The sequence below is a fragment of the Paenibacillus sp. FSL R5-0470 genome (assembly GCF_037975205.1).
Taxonomy (GTDB): domain Bacteria; phylum Bacillota; class Bacilli; order Paenibacillales; family Paenibacillaceae; genus Paenibacillus_AQ.
Genome location: NZ_CP150238.1, coordinates 1,627,992 through 1,644,796 on the forward strand (window position 1 = coordinate 1,627,992; position 16,805 = coordinate 1,644,796).

General features: G+C 41.9%; 11 protein-coding genes and 1 pseudogene. 10 read left to right on the top strand and 2 right to left on the bottom strand.

Going from position 1 to position 16,805, the window contains the following annotated elements; translation table 11 throughout:
- Positions 1-45 precede the first annotated feature (45 nt).
- Entirely contained in the window at positions 46-462 is a 417-nt protein-coding gene (locus MKY99_RS07180; protein ID WP_339271535.1) for a MerR family transcriptional regulator, read from the bottom strand.
- Between the two features lie 120 nt (positions 463-582).
- On the opposite strand from MKY99_RS07180, the gene MKY99_RS07185 reads away from it, so the two are divergent.
- Positions 583-1,635 (top strand): NAD(P)-dependent alcohol dehydrogenase, encoded by a 1,053-nt coding sequence (locus MKY99_RS07185; protein WP_339269576.1) that lies wholly within the window; start codon positions 583-585, stop codon positions 1,633-1,635.
- A gap of 197 nt (positions 1,636-1,832) precedes the next feature.
- On the opposite strand, the gene MKY99_RS07190 is transcribed toward MKY99_RS07185, so the two are convergent.
- Positions 1,833-2,870, bottom strand: coding sequence for a LacI family DNA-binding transcriptional regulator (locus MKY99_RS07190; protein WP_339269578.1), 1,038 nt, complete (start codon positions 2,868-2,870; stop codon positions 1,833-1,835).
- Between the two features lie 493 nt (positions 2,871-3,363).
- Between MKY99_RS07190 and MKY99_RS07195 the strand changes: the two genes are divergently transcribed.
- From MKY99_RS07195 to MKY99_RS07235, 9 genes and pseudogenes are all read left to right on the top strand, one after another.
- Positions 3,364-4,257: an ABC transporter permease subunit gene (locus MKY99_RS07195; protein ID WP_081382700.1), complete on the top strand. Its 894-nt coding sequence runs from the start codon at positions 3,364-3,366 to the stop codon at positions 4,255-4,257.
- A 17-nt stretch (positions 4,258-4,274) separates the two neighbouring features.
- Positions 4,275-5,156 carry a carbohydrate ABC transporter permease gene (locus MKY99_RS07200; RefSeq protein ID WP_042125286.1) on the top strand — a complete coding sequence of 294 codons (882 nt, stop codon included), beginning with the start codon at positions 4,275-4,277 and terminating at the stop codon, positions 5,154-5,156.
- A 61-nt stretch (positions 5,157-5,217) separates the two neighbouring features.
- The gene (locus tag MKY99_RS07205) at positions 5,218-6,828 is read left to right on the top strand and encodes an ABC transporter substrate-binding protein (protein ID WP_339269580.1); all 1,611 of its coding nucleotides are present in this window, start codon (positions 5,218-5,220) and stop codon (positions 6,826-6,828) included.
- 115 nt (positions 6,829-6,943) lie between these two features.
- Positions 6,944-8,425, top strand: coding sequence for a glycoside hydrolase family 32 protein (locus MKY99_RS07210; RefSeq protein ID WP_339269582.1), 1,482 nt, complete (start codon positions 6,944-6,946; stop codon positions 8,423-8,425).
- A gap of 21 nt (positions 8,426-8,446) precedes the next feature.
- Positions 8,447-9,340, top strand: a complete 894-nt coding sequence (locus MKY99_RS07215) for an ROK family protein (protein WP_339269584.1) — start codon at positions 8,447-8,449, stop codon at positions 9,338-9,340.
- An 87-nt stretch (positions 9,341-9,427) separates the two neighbouring features.
- Positions 9,428-13,231: a GH32 C-terminal domain-containing protein gene (locus MKY99_RS07220; RefSeq protein ID WP_339269585.1), complete on the top strand. Its 3,804-nt coding sequence runs from the start codon at positions 9,428-9,430 to the stop codon at positions 13,229-13,231.
- Between the two features lie 249 nt (positions 13,232-13,480).
- Positions 13,481-14,485, top strand: a complete 1,005-nt coding sequence (locus tag MKY99_RS07225) for an ROK family protein (protein ID WP_339269587.1) — start codon at positions 13,481-13,483, stop codon at positions 14,483-14,485.
- Positions 14,486-14,746: 261 nt separating this feature from the next.
- Positions 14,747-15,016: pseudogene (locus MKY99_RS07230) on the top strand (MFS transporter); the annotation flags it as partial.
- Between the two features lie 546 nt (positions 15,017-15,562).
- Positions 15,563-16,744, top strand: a complete 1,182-nt coding sequence (locus MKY99_RS07235; RefSeq protein WP_339269589.1) for an ATP-binding protein — start codon at positions 15,563-15,565, stop codon at positions 16,742-16,744.
- Positions 16,745-16,805 lie beyond the last annotated feature (61 nt).

Sequence of the window (16,805 nt, forward strand, 5' to 3'; positions counted from 1 at the left end):
GCAGATCAATCTGCCCCGCCTTTACTGTAATTTGAAGGTCCATTCCTAATGAGCGGATGAACTTTTTATTTTATTATTTTTATGGATATCTTCCGTACCACTATCCAAGGCAGTCTTGTAGTAGAAGCATTTGTGTTCTATGACTTCCATCGTTTTTTTCAATTCTTCCATCTGCGCTTCTACGGAAGCTTTCCGCTCCAGAAACATGTAATATCTTTGCTGTAAGGTGGAATCCCCCTCAGAGCACCACTCAATGAAATGTTTTATTTCTTTAATTGGCATCCCGGATGACTTCAGGCATTCAATTACCTTTAAAGCGTCCATATCGGATTGTTTGAATATACGTTTACCGCCGGAGGTTCTTTCTATAGAAGGGAAAAGACCTTCCTTGTCATAGTAACGTAGGGTATGTGGTGTCATGTTAAAGGACTCTGCAACTTCACTTATGGAGTATGTCTTCATCATCTATCTCCAATCTCAAATATATTTTGTGCTTGACTTAGAGTTAACTTTAAGTAATAACATATGTTTTGTAAAGCTGGCGTTTTAGATTTTATTATTAACCAGAAGAGAGGTTTCACTATGATAAAAGTTAATGCACGCGCTACATTCAGTCAGGAAGGTCCATTTAAGCTAACCACAATCGAACGCCGAGAACTGCAGCCGCACGATGTTCTTATTGAGATTAAATACGCTGGTATTTGCCACTCGGACATTCATACTGCCCGCGGGGAGTGGGGACCGGTCAACTATCCACTCGTTCCGGGACATGAGATCGCCGGAATTGTCAGCCAGATTGGTTCTGAAGTCACAAAGTACTCAGTGGGCGACCGGGTAGGGGTAGGTTGTATGGTTGACTCCTGTGGAGAGTGCAGTAATTGCCATAAAGGTGAGGAGCAGTATTGCCTGAGTGGAAATACGGGCACCTATGGAGCTATCGACCGGTACGGGCAGTATACGCAAGGCGGCTACTCCACTCATATCGTCGTAACCGAGGATTTTGTGGTTCGGATCCCTGACAGTATTCCGCTTGATGCTGCTGCACCGCTTCTGTGTGCAGGAATCACCACCTATTCACCTCTGCGTCATTGGGGAGCAGCTCCCGGTAAAAAAGTAGCTGTAGTGGGTCTTGGTGGGCTTGGACATATGGCTGTGAAGATCGCTCATGCCATGGGGGCTGAGGTTACTGTTTTATCACAGTCCCTGAAGAAGAAGGAAGACGGATTGAATTTAGGGGCGGACCATTATTATGCCACTAGCGATCCGGAGACATTTAAACAGCTTGCCGGTTCGTTCGATCTAATCGTAAATACTGTAAGCGCGCAGATTAATATCGATGCCTATCTTTCGCTCCTGGCGCTGGATGGTACATTAGTCAATGTCGGTGCGCCTGCTGATCCTTTGGCAGTAAACGTATTCTCGCTGATCGGCCACCGCCGCTCGTTTGCCGGATCGATGATTGGCGGAATTCGTGAAACGCAGGAAATGCTTGATTTCTGCGCTGAACATAATATTGCATCTGAAATCGAGGTCATTTCTGCTGACCGGATTGATGAAGCCTGGGAGCGTGTGCTTGCTTCAGATGTCCGTTACCGGTTCGTCATCGACATCAGCACGATGGGGAACAACGAATAAGAGACGCCCTCTTTGTTGACATCACATCGTGATCGGCTTGATTAATGCCATTAAGAGCTATCGTCCCAATAAAGGGAGTAGACGGTCATTCTTGTAGTCTAACAAACATAAAGAACCCAAGCGATTGAATTTTAAATCGCTTGGGTTCTTTGCTTCATTTTCGTAGGTTATTTTTTTATCTCAAAATTATGAATTCATCAACTGATATTAGGTGTAGAGTCTCTTATGATGAGTTTGGTATAAATATGAGAAACCTGATAGGGTTGCTTCGGATCATTAATTCGGGAAAGTAGCATTTCGGCTGCTTTGACACCCATCTCATTACTGTAAATATGAACCGTAGTAAGATGGGGTTCTACAATGCTTGATTCAGGACCGTTATCAAAACCACAAATGACGATGTCGTTAGGAATGGAAAGCACATTTTTGAGTGACTTCATAATGGTAACCGCAATATAATCGTTAGCACACACGAAAGCAGAAGGGAGCTCATTTATTTGACTTAGTCTAGTATCTGCCCACTCTGGACTAGAGAAAAATAGTTGATCGTCATCGAGAATGCATTGTGTGAGATCAAGCTGAATCCCGGATTCTATTAGTGCACGATTAAAGCCCACCCATCTTTCATTAAAACTCCTACAGTGATTATAGTCCCCGATGAACCCCAGTGATTTGTAACCGCCCTCAATTAACTTTTTGGTAAGTTGGTATGTGCTGTGTTCGTTCTCCATGAGAAGTACATCTGCTTGGAATTCAGGGTAACAGACATCTGCAGAGCAGTCGATGAAAATAGTTGGAATACCTAGACTTGTAATCAGCTTACTATATTCCGAATTGAACAACTCAATACAAATAATTCCGTCTACATTGGAGATATCAAAATTATTTGGAAGAGACAGGGACTCTTGATCAATGTCTCTTATAATGTGCATGGATAAATTATATCCTTCTGCACTGATTCTTTTTTCCATGCCACTGATCAGTTTCGACCCAAAGTGGGAAGTGTTAGGTAAGTTTTCTGTTAATAAAGCGATGTTTCCAGAGTTTCTTGATTGAACACTCTCGGTGTCCATAAAAGCAAATTGTTTATATTTTAACTCTATTGCTTTCTTAATTACTTTGTTTCTGGTTTCATCAGGTATACCGTTCGTTCCATTTAGGGCTTTAGAAGCTGTATTTCTGGAGATTCCTAAAGCATCCGCGATATCTTGTATGGTTACTTTTTCTCTGGCCACCTATGTAATTCACCTCTATATTCTTGTTCTTAATATTCGCCACAAATAGTGTATCTATTTGCCATTATTCCAACTCTCTTTAATGTATATTAGTTTGCTAAAAATAGCAACATGATATTTACAAATGAACAATTTAGTTTACATTTTATTAGGTTGCATATGTGCAAAAAAATAGCTTTGTTTTCATATTTTAGAGAAAATCATGAGATTAAAGTATATATCCTTATTTAATTTGGCTGTATTTGTAATTATGTAAAATAGTATACGTCATTTATGAACAGAATAATTTGTCATATGCACATAAATATTTTTACAAAATGTATTGACGAACGATTAAGTGTTTGGTAAATTGTAAAAGCAGCAGGACATAAGTGAGATTGAAAGCCCTTACTGCATCAAGATGTAAACATTGATAAGAACGGAGGTAAAGGCATTGCATAACCCAATAGAAGCCGAACACGGAATAACGGTGACGCGACATAAGAGTTCCTTAATGGATTATTTAAAGAAGCACTACTTTCTTTATATTTTGCTCGCACCAGCTGTGATTCTGACCCTTATTTTTAAATACGGTCCTATGTATGGTGCGATTATAGCCTTTAAAGATTTCAGCCCAATCAAAGGAATCATGGGGAGTGAATGGGTAGGTTTGTACAACTTCGAGAAATTCCTTTCTTCTCCCAATTTCGAAGTAATCTTTTTGAATACGCTTAAATTAAGTTTCTTCGGATTAATTCTGAGTTTTCCAATTCCGATCCTGCTTGCCTTAATGTTGAATCAAATTCGCCGTGCAGGCGTCAAAAAGAACATTCAATTGTTCTTGTATGCACCTAACTTTATTTCTGTTGTCGTTGTGGTCGGGATGTTGTTTATCTTCTTGTCCCCAACGGGACCGATTAACCAGTTTTTTACCTGGCTTACAGGTGAACCAATTATGTTCATGTCTCGTCCCGAGTACTTCCGTTCGATTTACATTTTATCTGATATTTGGACCGGAGCCGGTTGGGCATCCATTATTTATGTAGCAGCGCTTGCTAATGTCGATCCTGAGTTACATAATGCAGCCAATCTCGATGGCGCTAATCTTCTACAAAGAATACGCCATATCGATCTGCCAACCATTCGTCCAATTATGGCTATCGTATTTATCCTTGCAGCTGGTGGGATTATGTCCATTGGCTTCGAAAAAGCCTATCTCATGCAAACGGCGATGAACTTACCAACCTCAGAAATCATTCCGACTTACGTTTATAAAATTGGTTTGCAGTCGGGCGATTATGCCTATTCAGCCGCAGTAGGATTGTTTAACTCTATCATCAACATCGTCTTGCTCCTCACAGTTAACTTCACCGTGAAGAAACTGAATGAGGGTGAAGGTCTTTACTAAGAAAGGAGCAACAAGCTATGCCTATTAAACATTCCGGATTAGATCGCTTTATCGTCGTGCTGAACGCGATCTTCCTGACACTGGCCGTACTTATCATCGTACTTCCTTTGATTTATGTAGTGATTGCTTCTTTTATGGATCCATCTGTGCTGCTCAGTAAAGGATTATCATTCAATCTTTCGGACTGGTCATTAGAAGGGTATAAAAAAATTCTTTCTAATCCGGCCATGATCCGAGGTTTTGGAAACTCTGTTTTATACTCTGTTTCATTTGCTATGATTACCGTTCTCGTCTCAATCTGTGCAGGGTACGCACTGTCCGATGACAGGCTCAAAGGAAAAGGGTTCTTCATGACATTGTTTATTATCACCATGTTCTTTGGGGGTGGACTCATACCTACATATCTGCTCGTTAAGAACCTTGGTCTGCTTGATACAGTATGGGCGGTGATCATTCCAGGGGCAGTCAATGTTTGGAACATTATTCTCTCTAGAACTTTCTTCAAAGGAGTTCCGAATGAAATGAAGGAAGCCGCTAATGTAGATGGAGCTTCGGAGATGCGGATTTTCTTCAGTGTCGTATTACCGCTCTCCAAACCGATTGTTTTTGTGCTCGCTCTTTATGCCTTTGTTGGCCAGTGGAATTCCTACTTTGACGCTATGATCTATTTAGATAATCCTAATCTTCATCCACTGCAGCTCGTGTTGCGTTCCATCTTGATCCAGAATCAGGTAGATCCGGGCATGATCAGCGATCAACTCGCCATGGCGGAAATGAAACGATTGTCTGAAATCATCAAGTATGCTGCCATCGTTGTTTCCAGTTTGCCACTCATTGTTATGTATCCGTTCTTCCAGAAGTACTTTGAAAAAGGTGTTATGGTCGGTTCCCTTAAGTAGGAAACAGGCTGCACATAGATAAAGATTAATTCATTCATATCTAATTTGGAGGTCATACCCTATGAAAAGAATTAAGAAATCAAGAGTTTCGACGAAAGCAGCTTCTGTAACTGTACTTGCTTCACTTATGTTCCTTAGTGCATGCGGTGGAGGAGGAGGGGGAAGTGCAGCTAGTAAAGAACAGGACGCCAGCGGTAAAGTAACTTTGAACTTTATTACGCAAAGCTCTCCACTTGCACCAACGGATCCAAATGAAAAACTGATTAATAAACGTCTTGAAGAAAAGACGAATGTTCATATTAATTGGAAGAATTTCACGAAAGACGTATTTGTTGAAAAAAGAAACTTGGCTGTGGCAAGTGGTGATCTTCCTGATGCAATTTTTAATGCGGACTATAGTGACTATGAGCTGCTCAAGCTTGCTAAAGATGGTGCCATCGTTCCGCTGAATGATCTCATCGAAAACAATATGCCAAACTTCAAAAAGGTGCTGGAAGAAGCACCAGAATATAAGAGTATGATTACGGCACCAGATGGCAATATTTATGCCTTTCCATGGATTGAAGAGCTGGGTAGCGGTAAAGAAAGAATCCAGGCGGTAGATAGTATGCCTTGGATCAATGTGGAATGGCTTAAGAAGCTTGGCCTTGATATGCCTAAAACAACAGAAGAATTAAAGGAAGTATTAATTGCATTCAAGACAAAAGATCCAAATGGCAACGGTAAGGCTGACGAAATTCCATTGTCCTTTATTAACAAGCCGGGAGCAGAAGATCTGGCATTCCTATTTGCTTCGTTTGGATTGGGTGAGAACCCTGACCATGCGGTTGTGAGCAATGATGGGAAAGTGATATTTACGGCGGCACAAGAAGACTACAAGGAAGCAGTTTCTTTTATTAACGAGCTGTATAAAGAAGGACTCATTGATATTGAAGCCTACACACAAGACTGGAGTACTTACCTTGCAAAAGGAAAGGATCAGAAATACGGACTTTACTTCTCATGGGATAAGGCCAACATCACCGGAGATAATGACAGCTACGAAGTTATGCCTCCACTTGCTGGACCCGATGGTGAAGTTAACGTAACAAGAACGAACGCGCTTGGTTTGGGAAGAGGTAAGATGGTTGTCACAAGCGCCAATAAGAACTTGGAAACGACAGCGAAATGGGTTGATCAACTCTTCGATCCGATTCAATCTGTACAGAACAACTGGGGGACGTATGGAGATGAAAAACAGCAGAATATTTTCGAATTTGATAAAGAAAAAGGAATGCTGAAACATTTGCCACTGGAGGGTGCAGCTCCTGTAGAACTACGTGAGAAAACAAGTGTCGGTGGACCCCTAGCTATTCTTGATTCTTATTATGGGAAATACACAACCATGCCGGATGATGCCAAAAGCAGAATGGATATTATCAAGAATATCATGGCGCCAAATATGAAAGCAGAAAACGTAATGCCGAGTGTATTCCACTCCATTCAAGAGCTTGATCGCCTTACGACAATTGAAACAGATCTTTTTGCCTACGTGCTTAGAATGCGCACGGAATGGTACCAAAACGGTAAAATCGAAGCGCAGTGGGATGAATATCTGAAAGAATTGGACCGTCTGGGCTTGCAAGAATGGCTTCAAATTAAACAAGGCGGATATGATAGAGCAACCCAATAACAAATGATTAATATTGTGGGGTGAAGGCCGTGTTCCATGCAGTTACCTGCTATACACGACCTTCATCTATATAAAGAGAGATGATCTTAGAACGGGAGTAAAGGAGAAAACAATAATGTCTACGATTGCGAAACAAAATTACCGAGGTGTGTATCATTTTTCCCCTAAGGAAAAGTGGATGAACGATCCAAACGGAATGGTTTATTTTGAGGGTGAATATCATTTGTTCTTTCAGCACCATCCGGGTGGAATGACCATGGGAGCTATGCACTGGGGCCATGCGGTCAGCAAGGATCTTGTTACATGGGAGGAACTGCCTATCGCTCTCGCTCCAGATGAATTAGGTATGATTTTTTCCGGCAGTGCTGTAGTTGACTGGAATAATACGACTGGATTTTTTGAAGGTAAACCAGGTTTAGTAGCAATTTTTACGCATCATTTGGATATGCCAGAAGGCAAGCCAGCCATTCAGCGTCAAAGCTTGGCCTACAGTAAAGATAACGGAAGAACCTGGACGAAATATGAAGGAAACCCGGTACTTGAACATGATACATTCATTGATTTCCGTGACCCCAAAGTATTTTGGAATCAAGATACGAATCAATGGGTGATGGTTGTAGCTTGTGGTCAAACGGTGTGTTTATATCATTCTCCTGATCTAATTAACTGGACATATGCCAGCGAATTTGGTAACGGAATCGGTTCTCATGACGGGGTATGGGAATGCCCAGACTTGTTCCGACTTGCTATTGATGGCGATCATTCGAACACGAAATGGGTGATGCTTGTGAGCATCGGTGCGGATCCCGCTTTTGTGGAAGGGTCAAGAACTCAGTATTTCACAGGGGATTTTGATGGAGAAGTGTTCACGCCAGATGAAGATTCGATAAAAGTTCGCTGGATTGATTATGGAAGAGATAATTATGCAGGTGTAAGCTGGTCTGATATACCGGCTGAAGATGGAAGACGACTATTTATCGGCTGGATGAGCAACTGGATGTATGCTAACAAGACGCCGGCAGAAGAATTCCGCGGCGCGATGACGATTGCAAGGGAACTTCAACTCGAATCAAGACAAGGGGAGATCTTTCTTGTGCAGAAGCCTGTACAAGAGTTGGAATCTGCTCGTGTACAAGTCCTTTCTGTGAAAGAGGCAACGGTGCAAGAAATCAATACTCTTCTTAAGGAGATTCACTTGGAATCTTATGAGATTATAGCTGAGTTTACTCGAGGTAAATCTGTAGGCTTCAAAGTAAGAGTAGGTGCGGATAGTCAAACAATAATCGGTATTAACGGTGAGACAGAGGAGCTTTATGTAGATCGGATGGCTTCAGGTCAGCATGATTTCCACGAACATTTCGTAGGACATCATTCAGCCAAGCTCGAAGCGCTTGATGAGTCAAATGATCTCCGTATTTTTGTGGATCGCTCTTCAGTTGAGGCATTCAGTAATGGTGGTCAGGCAGTGATTACGGATCTTATATTCCCTGGACTAGAATCTAAAGGTATAGCTGTGTTTGCAGAAAATGAGAATGACTTGCTGATTTCCCTGGATATCTATGAGCTTACTCCCTCTGCTGAGCAAGACAAGAATTAGTCATCGAGAGGAGTCATGTATATGCGTATAGGAGCGATTGAAGCTGGCGGGACGAAGTTTATATGTGGCATTGGGAATGAAAATGGGGAAATTGAAGATCAGATTAGTTTCCCAACAGAACATCCTGAGGTGACGCTGCCCAAAGTTATTCAATATTTTCAAGGCAAGCAAGTAGAAGCTATCGGAATTGGATCGTTCGGTCCGATCGATATACGCCCAGACAGCCCAACGTATGGTTGCGTTACTACAACACCAAAGCCAGGGTGGGGAAATTACGATATGCTGGGCACTTTGAAAAGAAACTTTTCGGTTCCTTTTGGATGGGACACGGATGTCAATGCAGCGGCATTTGGTGAAGCCAAATGGGGCGCTGCCCAAGGGTTATCCAGCTGTTTGTACTATACAGTTGGCACGGGTGTTGGTGTGGGAGTGTATTCAGAAGGTAAACTCATTCATGGTCTTGTGCATCCTGAAGGGGGTCATGTTCTTACGAGACGCCATCCTGACGATGTATTCCCAGGGGGATGTCCCTATCATGGGGACTGCCTAGAAGGGATGGCGGCAGGTCCTGCTATTGAAGCAAGGTGGGGGAAGAAGGGCCATGAACTTCCTATGGATCATCTTGCATGGGAAATGGAAGCATTTTATATTGCACAGTCGATTACGGGTGCTATATTGCTTAACTCTCCTCAGAAAATCATTCTGGGTGGTGGTGTTATGCAGCAGTCACAATTGTTTCCACTGATCCGTCAGGCTGTGCTTCAGAACCTGAACGGCTATGTCAGCTCAAGTACTATTTTGGAACACATAGATGAGTATATCGTTCCACCAGGGTTAGGCCAACAGGCGGGATTATGCGGTGCTCTGGCTCTTGGACTCACAGCACTGGAAAGTCAGATTTCTGCTCAATTGTAAAAGAATATATAGAGGAGGTCAGTGCAGTAATGAATTGGCCTCCTTCTTGTTTTTCAATATTAATGATAGAAAAAGAGGGCAAAGAAGATGAAAAATAAAGGAAAAGTCGCAATATGCTTTCTTATGGCAATAGGACTTGTAATGACTTCAGCAGGCATTTATGTAGCAAATCCCGGGACTGGATGGGCTGCGCTCGCTGAACAGGAGGTAAGCAAACGAGCTAAGGAGGGACTTTCTATTTTTGAAAGCGTAACCAATACAAATACGAATTTGACAGGTTGGCAAATAAAAGGAAAAGGTAACTTGGTGGATACTCCTGAAGGAATCTTACTGACTTCCGATCCACAAGAAAATGTAATGGCAATCTCCGAAACGGTGTCAGAGGATTTTATCTATGAAGCTGATGTCATGATCAAGGATATGCAAGCGGACGTGACCTTATTGTTCCGTTCTAATGAAGATGGCTGGGGTTCCTATATGCTCCAAATCGTACCGAATGCAGGTATGATTCGTTTACAGGACGCAAGTGGTGGTGAAGGGAAATTAAAAGAGGAGCGAAAAGTTACAGTCAAGGCAGGCGAAATCTATCATCTCAAGGTGAAAGCAGAGGGGTCATCGCTGAAAGTATATTGGGACAATGCATATAAACCTGTGATTGAGGTTCAGGATAACGCGTATCGTACAGGTAAGCTAGGACTCAATGTATGGGATGGTTCTGTTTTGTTCCAAAACATAATCGTAAGTGATCTGAAAGGAAATCTAGGTGCTGTGGTTACAAATCAAGGACAATGGCAGCCTAATATCAGCGGCAAAAAAGGAATGGTAGTAAACGAGAGTAAGTCACAGCAAATTTATAACAAACAAGCTGATGATTTTGTATATGAAGGGAATATATCTCTTCGTCCTGATTCTGTTGCAGCGCTCGCCTTTCGTTCATCGGCTGATGGAACAAAGGGATATGAAGCTGCCCTTACGAAGGAAGGAAATCAGGTCCGTGTAAGCTTGACGAAAGCTAACGGAACAGACATTGCAAGTTCACAGCATACCTATCCAAGTCAGACCGGAGCAAAACATCACGTAGAGATAAAGGCAAATGGAAACAGAATTCAGGTCTTCCTAGACGGATACACCCCGGCTGCAATCGATCTAACAGATAAAACCTACACCGATGGATATGCAGGAATCGTCGTTAAACAAGGAACGGCTTACTTCCAGGATACTTATGTGACGGATGCCAGCAGTTATTATAATGAAAAATATCGTCCTCAATATCACTATACGCCAATTCGTGGTTCTGCAAGTGATCCGAATGGACTGGTCTACTTCGAAGGAGAATATCATCTATTCCATCAGGACGGAGGCACATGGGCACATTCTGTCAGTAAAGATATGCTGAACTGGAAGCGGCTTCCGATTGCGCTGCCATGGAATGATCATGGACATGTCTGGTCTGGATCGGCTGTGGCAGATTTGACGAATGAATCAGGCTTGTTCGGGGATTCAGGAGGTAAGGGGCTAATTGCCTACTACACTTCCTTTAATCCCGATGGCCCGAATGGGAATCAGCGTATCGGTCTTGCATACAGCAAGGACCAAGGTCGTACTTGGGAATATTCCAAGGAACGTCCAATTGTTATTGGAAATCCCGGCGATAATGGAGATGAGCCTGGAGGTTGGGATTTTCGTGATCCGAAAGTGATTCGTGATAACGACAATAACAGGTGGGTAATGGTTGTATCCGGTGGAGATCATATTCGTTTCTTTACTTCAACGAATCTACTTGATTGGACCCTGACAGATAGTTGGGGATACGGGGACTATGTTCGCGGCGGTGTATGGGAATGTCCGGATTTGCTTCAGCTTTCGGTAGACGGAACATCACAGAAGAAGTGGGTTCTGATGATTAGTACAGGAGCGAATTCAAAAACAGGCGGATCAGATGCTGAATATTTTGTGGGTCATTTAACAGCGGAAGGTAAATTCGTAAATGATAATCCGGCAGGCATAGTATTGCGAACTGATTTTGGAAAAGAATTCTATGCATCAATGTCTTTTTCGAACATGCCAGATCATCGCAGTGTAATGATGGCTTGGATGACAAACTGGGACTATCCGTTTGCTTTTCCAACGAACCATTGGAAGGGCGAACTGTCAATCCCAAGGGAAGTCTCATTAGTAACGACTAAAGATGGGATTCAGCTCGTTCAAAGCCCAATCAAGGAGCTCCAATCGCTGCGTAGTCAGCTGTATTCTACAGCTAATAAAGTGGTGAGTCCTTCTTCTCAGAACCTACTGAAAGGCGTTACTTCTGGGGCATACGAGATTGAAGCTGAAGTAGAAATTCCTGCAGACAGTCAGGTAAGTGAATTTGGTTTTAACGTTCGTGTAGGTGGAAGTCAGAAAACGGTAGTTGGATATAAACCTAGTGAGAGTCAGATTTTCGTGGATCGGTCTGCATCTGGTTTGACGGATTTTTCGAGTTTATTTAGTACAAGACATGAAGCGTCAATGCAAACGGAGAATAAGCGTATTAAGATGCGTATCCTTGTAGACGAGTCTTCTGTTGAGGTTTTTGGCAACAACGGTAAAGTCGTTTTCTCTGATGTCATTTTTCCGGATCCAGCCAGCAGAGCTTTGAGCTTTTACACCAATGGAGGCAACGTAAAGGTCGTATCTCTGAAGGTGAATCGGTTAGGCTCTGTATGGAATCAGGAGTCCAATTCCGCTACCAAGATAATGATGGATACAAATGATCGTGAACTGAGCAAGGGGCAAAGCGACAAACTCTTGGCAATGGTAGAGAATGGAACAGGCAATGGTGCACAGCCGCTGAAATGGAATTCCAGTAACAAAGATGTAGTTGAACTAAACATGGCAGATAACTCACAGGCAACCATTGTAGGAAAAAAAGAAGGCGAGTCTATCATTACTGTCTCTACTCCAAATGGGAAGACATCAACAAGCGTATTAGTTAAGGTAACTGATGGTGAATTTCATACGAACTTAGGTGGATGGACTAAAGATCTTTCTGCAGCCTCTTGGGTCATTAGTGAAAATGGAATTCGTGGAAGTTACTTGAGTGACGCGAATTATATCGCAGCGAAGCAGGCTGGAGATTTTACTTATGAAGCAGATATGATGTTAGGGAAATCCGGGGGAGCAGGCTCTATGTTGTTCCGCGCCAGCGAAGATGGACGCAGCGGATACTACTTAAATCTGAATCCGAATATGAAGTCCATCCGTCTGTTTTATAAAATCGACGGCCGTTTTGAAGAGCGTCAGATTCTAGCAAAAGTTCCGACGTTCATTCACCCGGTTCAAACCTACAAAGTGAAAATCGAAGCGAAGGGCCCGCATATTGTAGTTTATGTGGACGGGCAGAAAGTGATCGACCTGCAGGATGGCACTTTTGCAGAAGGTTGCTTTGGATTACATGTATTTGGTGGATATGTTTCATATCAAAACGTTAACGTGAGCGGAGAAACACCTGCCAACTTGACCACATCCAGTCTAGTAAATGCAAAACTACACAAATCTCTCTATACAGCAAATCTTGCAAATGGTGAAGCTGTTACCCTGAAGGATGCGAATGATTCTACGGATCAGAAGTGGGTATTCGTGCCGACGGGGGATGATGCAGGTTCCTATTCCATTCGTACAACAGCCGGTCAGGCGCTTGATCTAGACACAGGGCAAAATAAAATTCAGTTATACCATTATCTCGGATATAACAATCAGCGTTGGATTTTTCACAAAAATGATGATGGTACCGTAAGTATTATTTCTGCTCATCATAAGAAAGCGCTGGAAGTATCAGCGGATGGAACAACATTGTCTCTAAGCGAATTTGATCCTGCTCTTGATCGGCAAAAATGGGTAATTACGAATTAAGATGAGAATGATGGAACTAATGGAAGAGCGGCTAAGATTTGTTGGCTCTATTTCTTAATAATTAAAGGTCCTTATTGTTAATCCGAGCCAGGTTCAATTCTTTGCAATTCAGTTTGATGGACCCCAAGATTTAATATTTCACTATCGTATTAAGATACGAAGATGAAAACTAGACGACATTAAGGTACAATCATACTTAAAAGGAATACCTGATGAATTGATCCCTACGTTCATCGAGCAGGGGGGCTTATGAGAACAGCAAACGCCAACTTAATGAAGGAAATTAATCTTAACAACGTTCGTCAAGTGATGAAACGTATAAATACAGCCACCAAACCCCAGCTGGCAGCACTGACCAAACTGAGCGTCGTAACAGTAAACTCATTAGTCAAGGAGCTGCACGAGTTAGGTGAGCTGTTCGAAGACTTGACTGTACCATCAAACGGTGGTAGGCCAGCACAAACTTATCGCTACAATTACAACTTCAGCCTCGGGCTGGTTATTTATCTGAAGGATAAAGAGGGACAGGTACTGATTTCAGCCACCGTTGTGAATTTGGAGAACGAGATTCTGGCGAAGGATGAACATATCATTCCAGTCTTCGAAAGACAATTTTTTTGTGATATTATTGAACACTCTATAGCCTTGTATCCTTCTATCAAGGTTATTGGCATAGGCATTCCTGGACAGGTTGTCAACGGCGAAATTAAAGTCAGCAGCCACCATGAGCTGACTGGCTCACGGATGATTCAAGAGATTGAGCAACAATTTGAGTTGCCTATCTTGGTTGAAAATGACGTTAATGCAGCTATCAGCGGATATTGCATGAACCAGGGAGAGGGAGAGGAACAGTACTTGCTCGGTCTTTACTTTCCAAACAGGTACCCACCTGGCATGGGTATCTATCTGAATGGAAAGATCCTTAAAGGTAATCAGGGCATGTCAGGGGAAATAAAATTCCTGCCCGACATGCCTGACTGGAGTCTCGAGATGGGCAAGGACACGTTCATCGATACTACCTGCCGGATTATCCAAACCCTGAATGCTGTTCTTGCTCCGGACAAAATTGTAATATATCAGGATAAGGTGGAATTAGAAATCTGGACATCTGCTTGGGAAGCTTATCAGCTTCGACATCCAATGCCCATTTATCCACAGATTGTTATGCAAGATACATTTCAAGAAGATTTCGAGGCCGGCCTGCGCTGGTTGACATTGAAGTCATTGGAGCCGGATTTGGTCGAGCTCCATTAAGAGGTTGTCCCATAAGTCATGAGATGAATGACTTATGGGACAAGCCTCTTTTTTTAGGTGATCAATATGAGTATTGATCCAATTGCTGATATGCACTGCACACTAATGATACAGCTCCAGATCATTGAATGGGTTGCTTGACAAAGGAATGCTTATATTGCATACTTCATACATAGACTTTATAAAGTATATTTATTAAGTGTATAAATGTATTTCTTTACGCGTGCAACGAATCATTTTTATCACGAGGGGGAAGCATGCTTGTCTACCTGGTTTTTGATTATTATATATCTGGCTTTTATTAGTCTAGGACTTCCTGACTCTTTACTCGGCTCGGCATGGCCCGTTATCTGGCCCGAGATTGGTTCATCTCTTGGCTCGGCGGGTATCGTGTCCAGTCTCTTCAGCAAAAGGATGGTCGAGCGTCTGGGTACGGGTAGAATCACATTGTTCAGTTGTTTCCATACTGCGGTTGCGCTACTTGGATTTTTCATTGCTCCATCGATGCTCTGGTTCATAGTATTTGCCCTACTAACATTGATGTTTTTGAGTACAGAGACGATTAATAGATTGCTGATAAAACCCACGCAAGGGAGGGGATAAAGAGATGGTTTATATCATTTTATGCGCAATCATCTGGGTAGGAGTGTATTTGAATCTAGCCGCATCGAAGGAATCGATGGATGTGAAGCCTATTCGTTCCGTGAATGATCTGTTTGAATAACCAAGGAGCAACGTAAAAATCATTTGATCCTGGATCAAATGATTTTTGATAGTACAAAGACATTATCGTTTCAATTGCATAGTTATACTAGAATGAGGAAGGTTAGCCTTTTGAAGGTAAGTAGGGGCTAACAAGCTCCCCTTGGTTATATAGATTTATCATACAAGTAATCAACACCCCAAATCATTCCGTTACAGGCGGAATAGCTTGGGGTGTTGCATTTTTTATAGCGCTTATAATTATTAATTAAGTAAAACTATTGGTTTTGTGAAATATAGTGACTTACTGTTACTTTTGAAGCAGGAAAATATACATATATATTGAATACAAAACAACAAAGAGGGAGGATGAAAATGTCATATAGAGCAGATGCATTACGTTCGTCATTAACCCTAGCTGTTCCAATTATTTTAGATAGGCATTACCATTCTATAACTATGAATAATATCGAATCCGCCTGGTTTGTAAAGACGCATAAGGAATTGTTAGATTCAACATTCAACAAGATATTAATGAGTATGATAGAGGCACTGTTCTTGGATTCCTTTGATTACGACCAATACCTAAACCTACTAGAAAAAGAGGGGGTGGAGCAAGGGATTTATACTGCAGAAATATTCGGTGATCATTTTGATATCTTACTTGAAATGAGCAAGGATTTAATCTTAATCGCTCAGAATATGATGTTTAAGATCATTGAAGAGATGGAAGATGATTCTACGACTCGATTGTTTTTTTATAATCGTTTAATGGAAAGCAACTGGACCGGTTTTACGGGCTTTGCAAAGGGGTATTTATCTAATAAAAATCAACAGATTGACAATTTGCATGAACAAAAAATTGCTGTTATGGGACAAATGGCAGCTGGTATGGCACATGAAATACGGAATCCGCTTGCTTCGATTAAAGGATTTGCCCAGCTTGTAAATAACAGGCTATATGAACCGGTGATCAAGGCGGATGAATTGCGTGCGTATCTGGATATAACCATCAAAGAGATTGATGCTCTGAACGGATTAGTAACGGACTTCCTAGTACTGGCTCGAAAAGGAGATAGTTCGAAAAATACCGGCGTAGTATATAACGTTATCGAGGTTATACATAGAGTTAATAACATCGTTAATCAACTCATACTTAGTGATGATATTATTCTTTCCGTGGAGTATTCTCTAGAGAAAGTAATGACGTATGGAAACGCCTCTCAACTAGAACAGGTAATCCTTAACATTTTAAAAAATAGTATCGATTCATTCACAGCGTTTAGAGGCAGAATAGACATTACAGTTAGCACCGCTAGTGAGACTAACGAAATTATCCTTATTTTTAAAGACAATGGAGAAGGAATTCCACTGGATAAACTAAATCGCATATTTGACCCTTTCTTTACAACCAAGCAAAAAGGGACAGGGATTGGATTATCAATTTGTAAACAATTAATAGAAATGTATGGGGGACAAATTAAGGTAGACTCAGAAGTTCAGGTAGGTACTAGCGTGATGGTTATTTTGCCTTGGGTAAATGATTATCACATTTGAGGCTACGAACAATTTGAATGATTGAATGAAGGATGATAAATGGATCATCAGCTTCGGAGAG

What these genes read in the sequence shown, in the direction of transcription:
- MKY99_RS07180 (WP_339271535.1), bottom strand. Translation starts at nt 462, where the DNA reads ATGAAGACATACTCCATAAGTGAAGTTGCAGAGTCCTTTAACATGACA.
- MKY99_RS07185 (WP_339269576.1), top strand. Translation starts at nt 583, where the DNA reads ATGATAAAAGTTAATGCACGCGCTACATTCAGTCAGGAAGGTCCATTT.
- MKY99_RS07195 (WP_081382700.1), top strand. Translation starts at nt 3,364, where the DNA reads ATGGATTATTTAAAGAAGCACTACTTTCTTTATATTTTGCTCGCACCA.
- MKY99_RS07200 (WP_042125286.1), top strand. Translation starts at nt 4,275, where the DNA reads ATGCCTATTAAACATTCCGGATTAGATCGCTTTATCGTCGTGCTGAAC.
- MKY99_RS07205 (WP_339269580.1), top strand. Translation starts at nt 5,218, where the DNA reads ATGAAAAGAATTAAGAAATCAAGAGTTTCGACGAAAGCAGCTTCTGTA.
- MKY99_RS07210 (WP_339269582.1), top strand. Translation starts at nt 6,944, where the DNA reads ATGTCTACGATTGCGAAACAAAATTACCGAGGTGTGTATCATTTTTCC.
- MKY99_RS07215 (WP_339269584.1), top strand. Translation starts at nt 8,447, where the DNA reads ATGCGTATAGGAGCGATTGAAGCTGGCGGGACGAAGTTTATATGTGGC.
- MKY99_RS07220 (WP_339269585.1), top strand. Translation starts at nt 9,428, where the DNA reads ATGAAAAATAAAGGAAAAGTCGCAATATGCTTTCTTATGGCAATAGGA.
- MKY99_RS07225 (WP_339269587.1), top strand. Translation starts at nt 13,481, where the DNA reads ATGAGAACAGCAAACGCCAACTTAATGAAGGAAATTAATCTTAACAAC.
- MKY99_RS07235 (WP_339269589.1), top strand. Translation starts at nt 15,563, where the DNA reads ATGTCATATAGAGCAGATGCATTACGTTCGTCATTAACCCTAGCTGTT.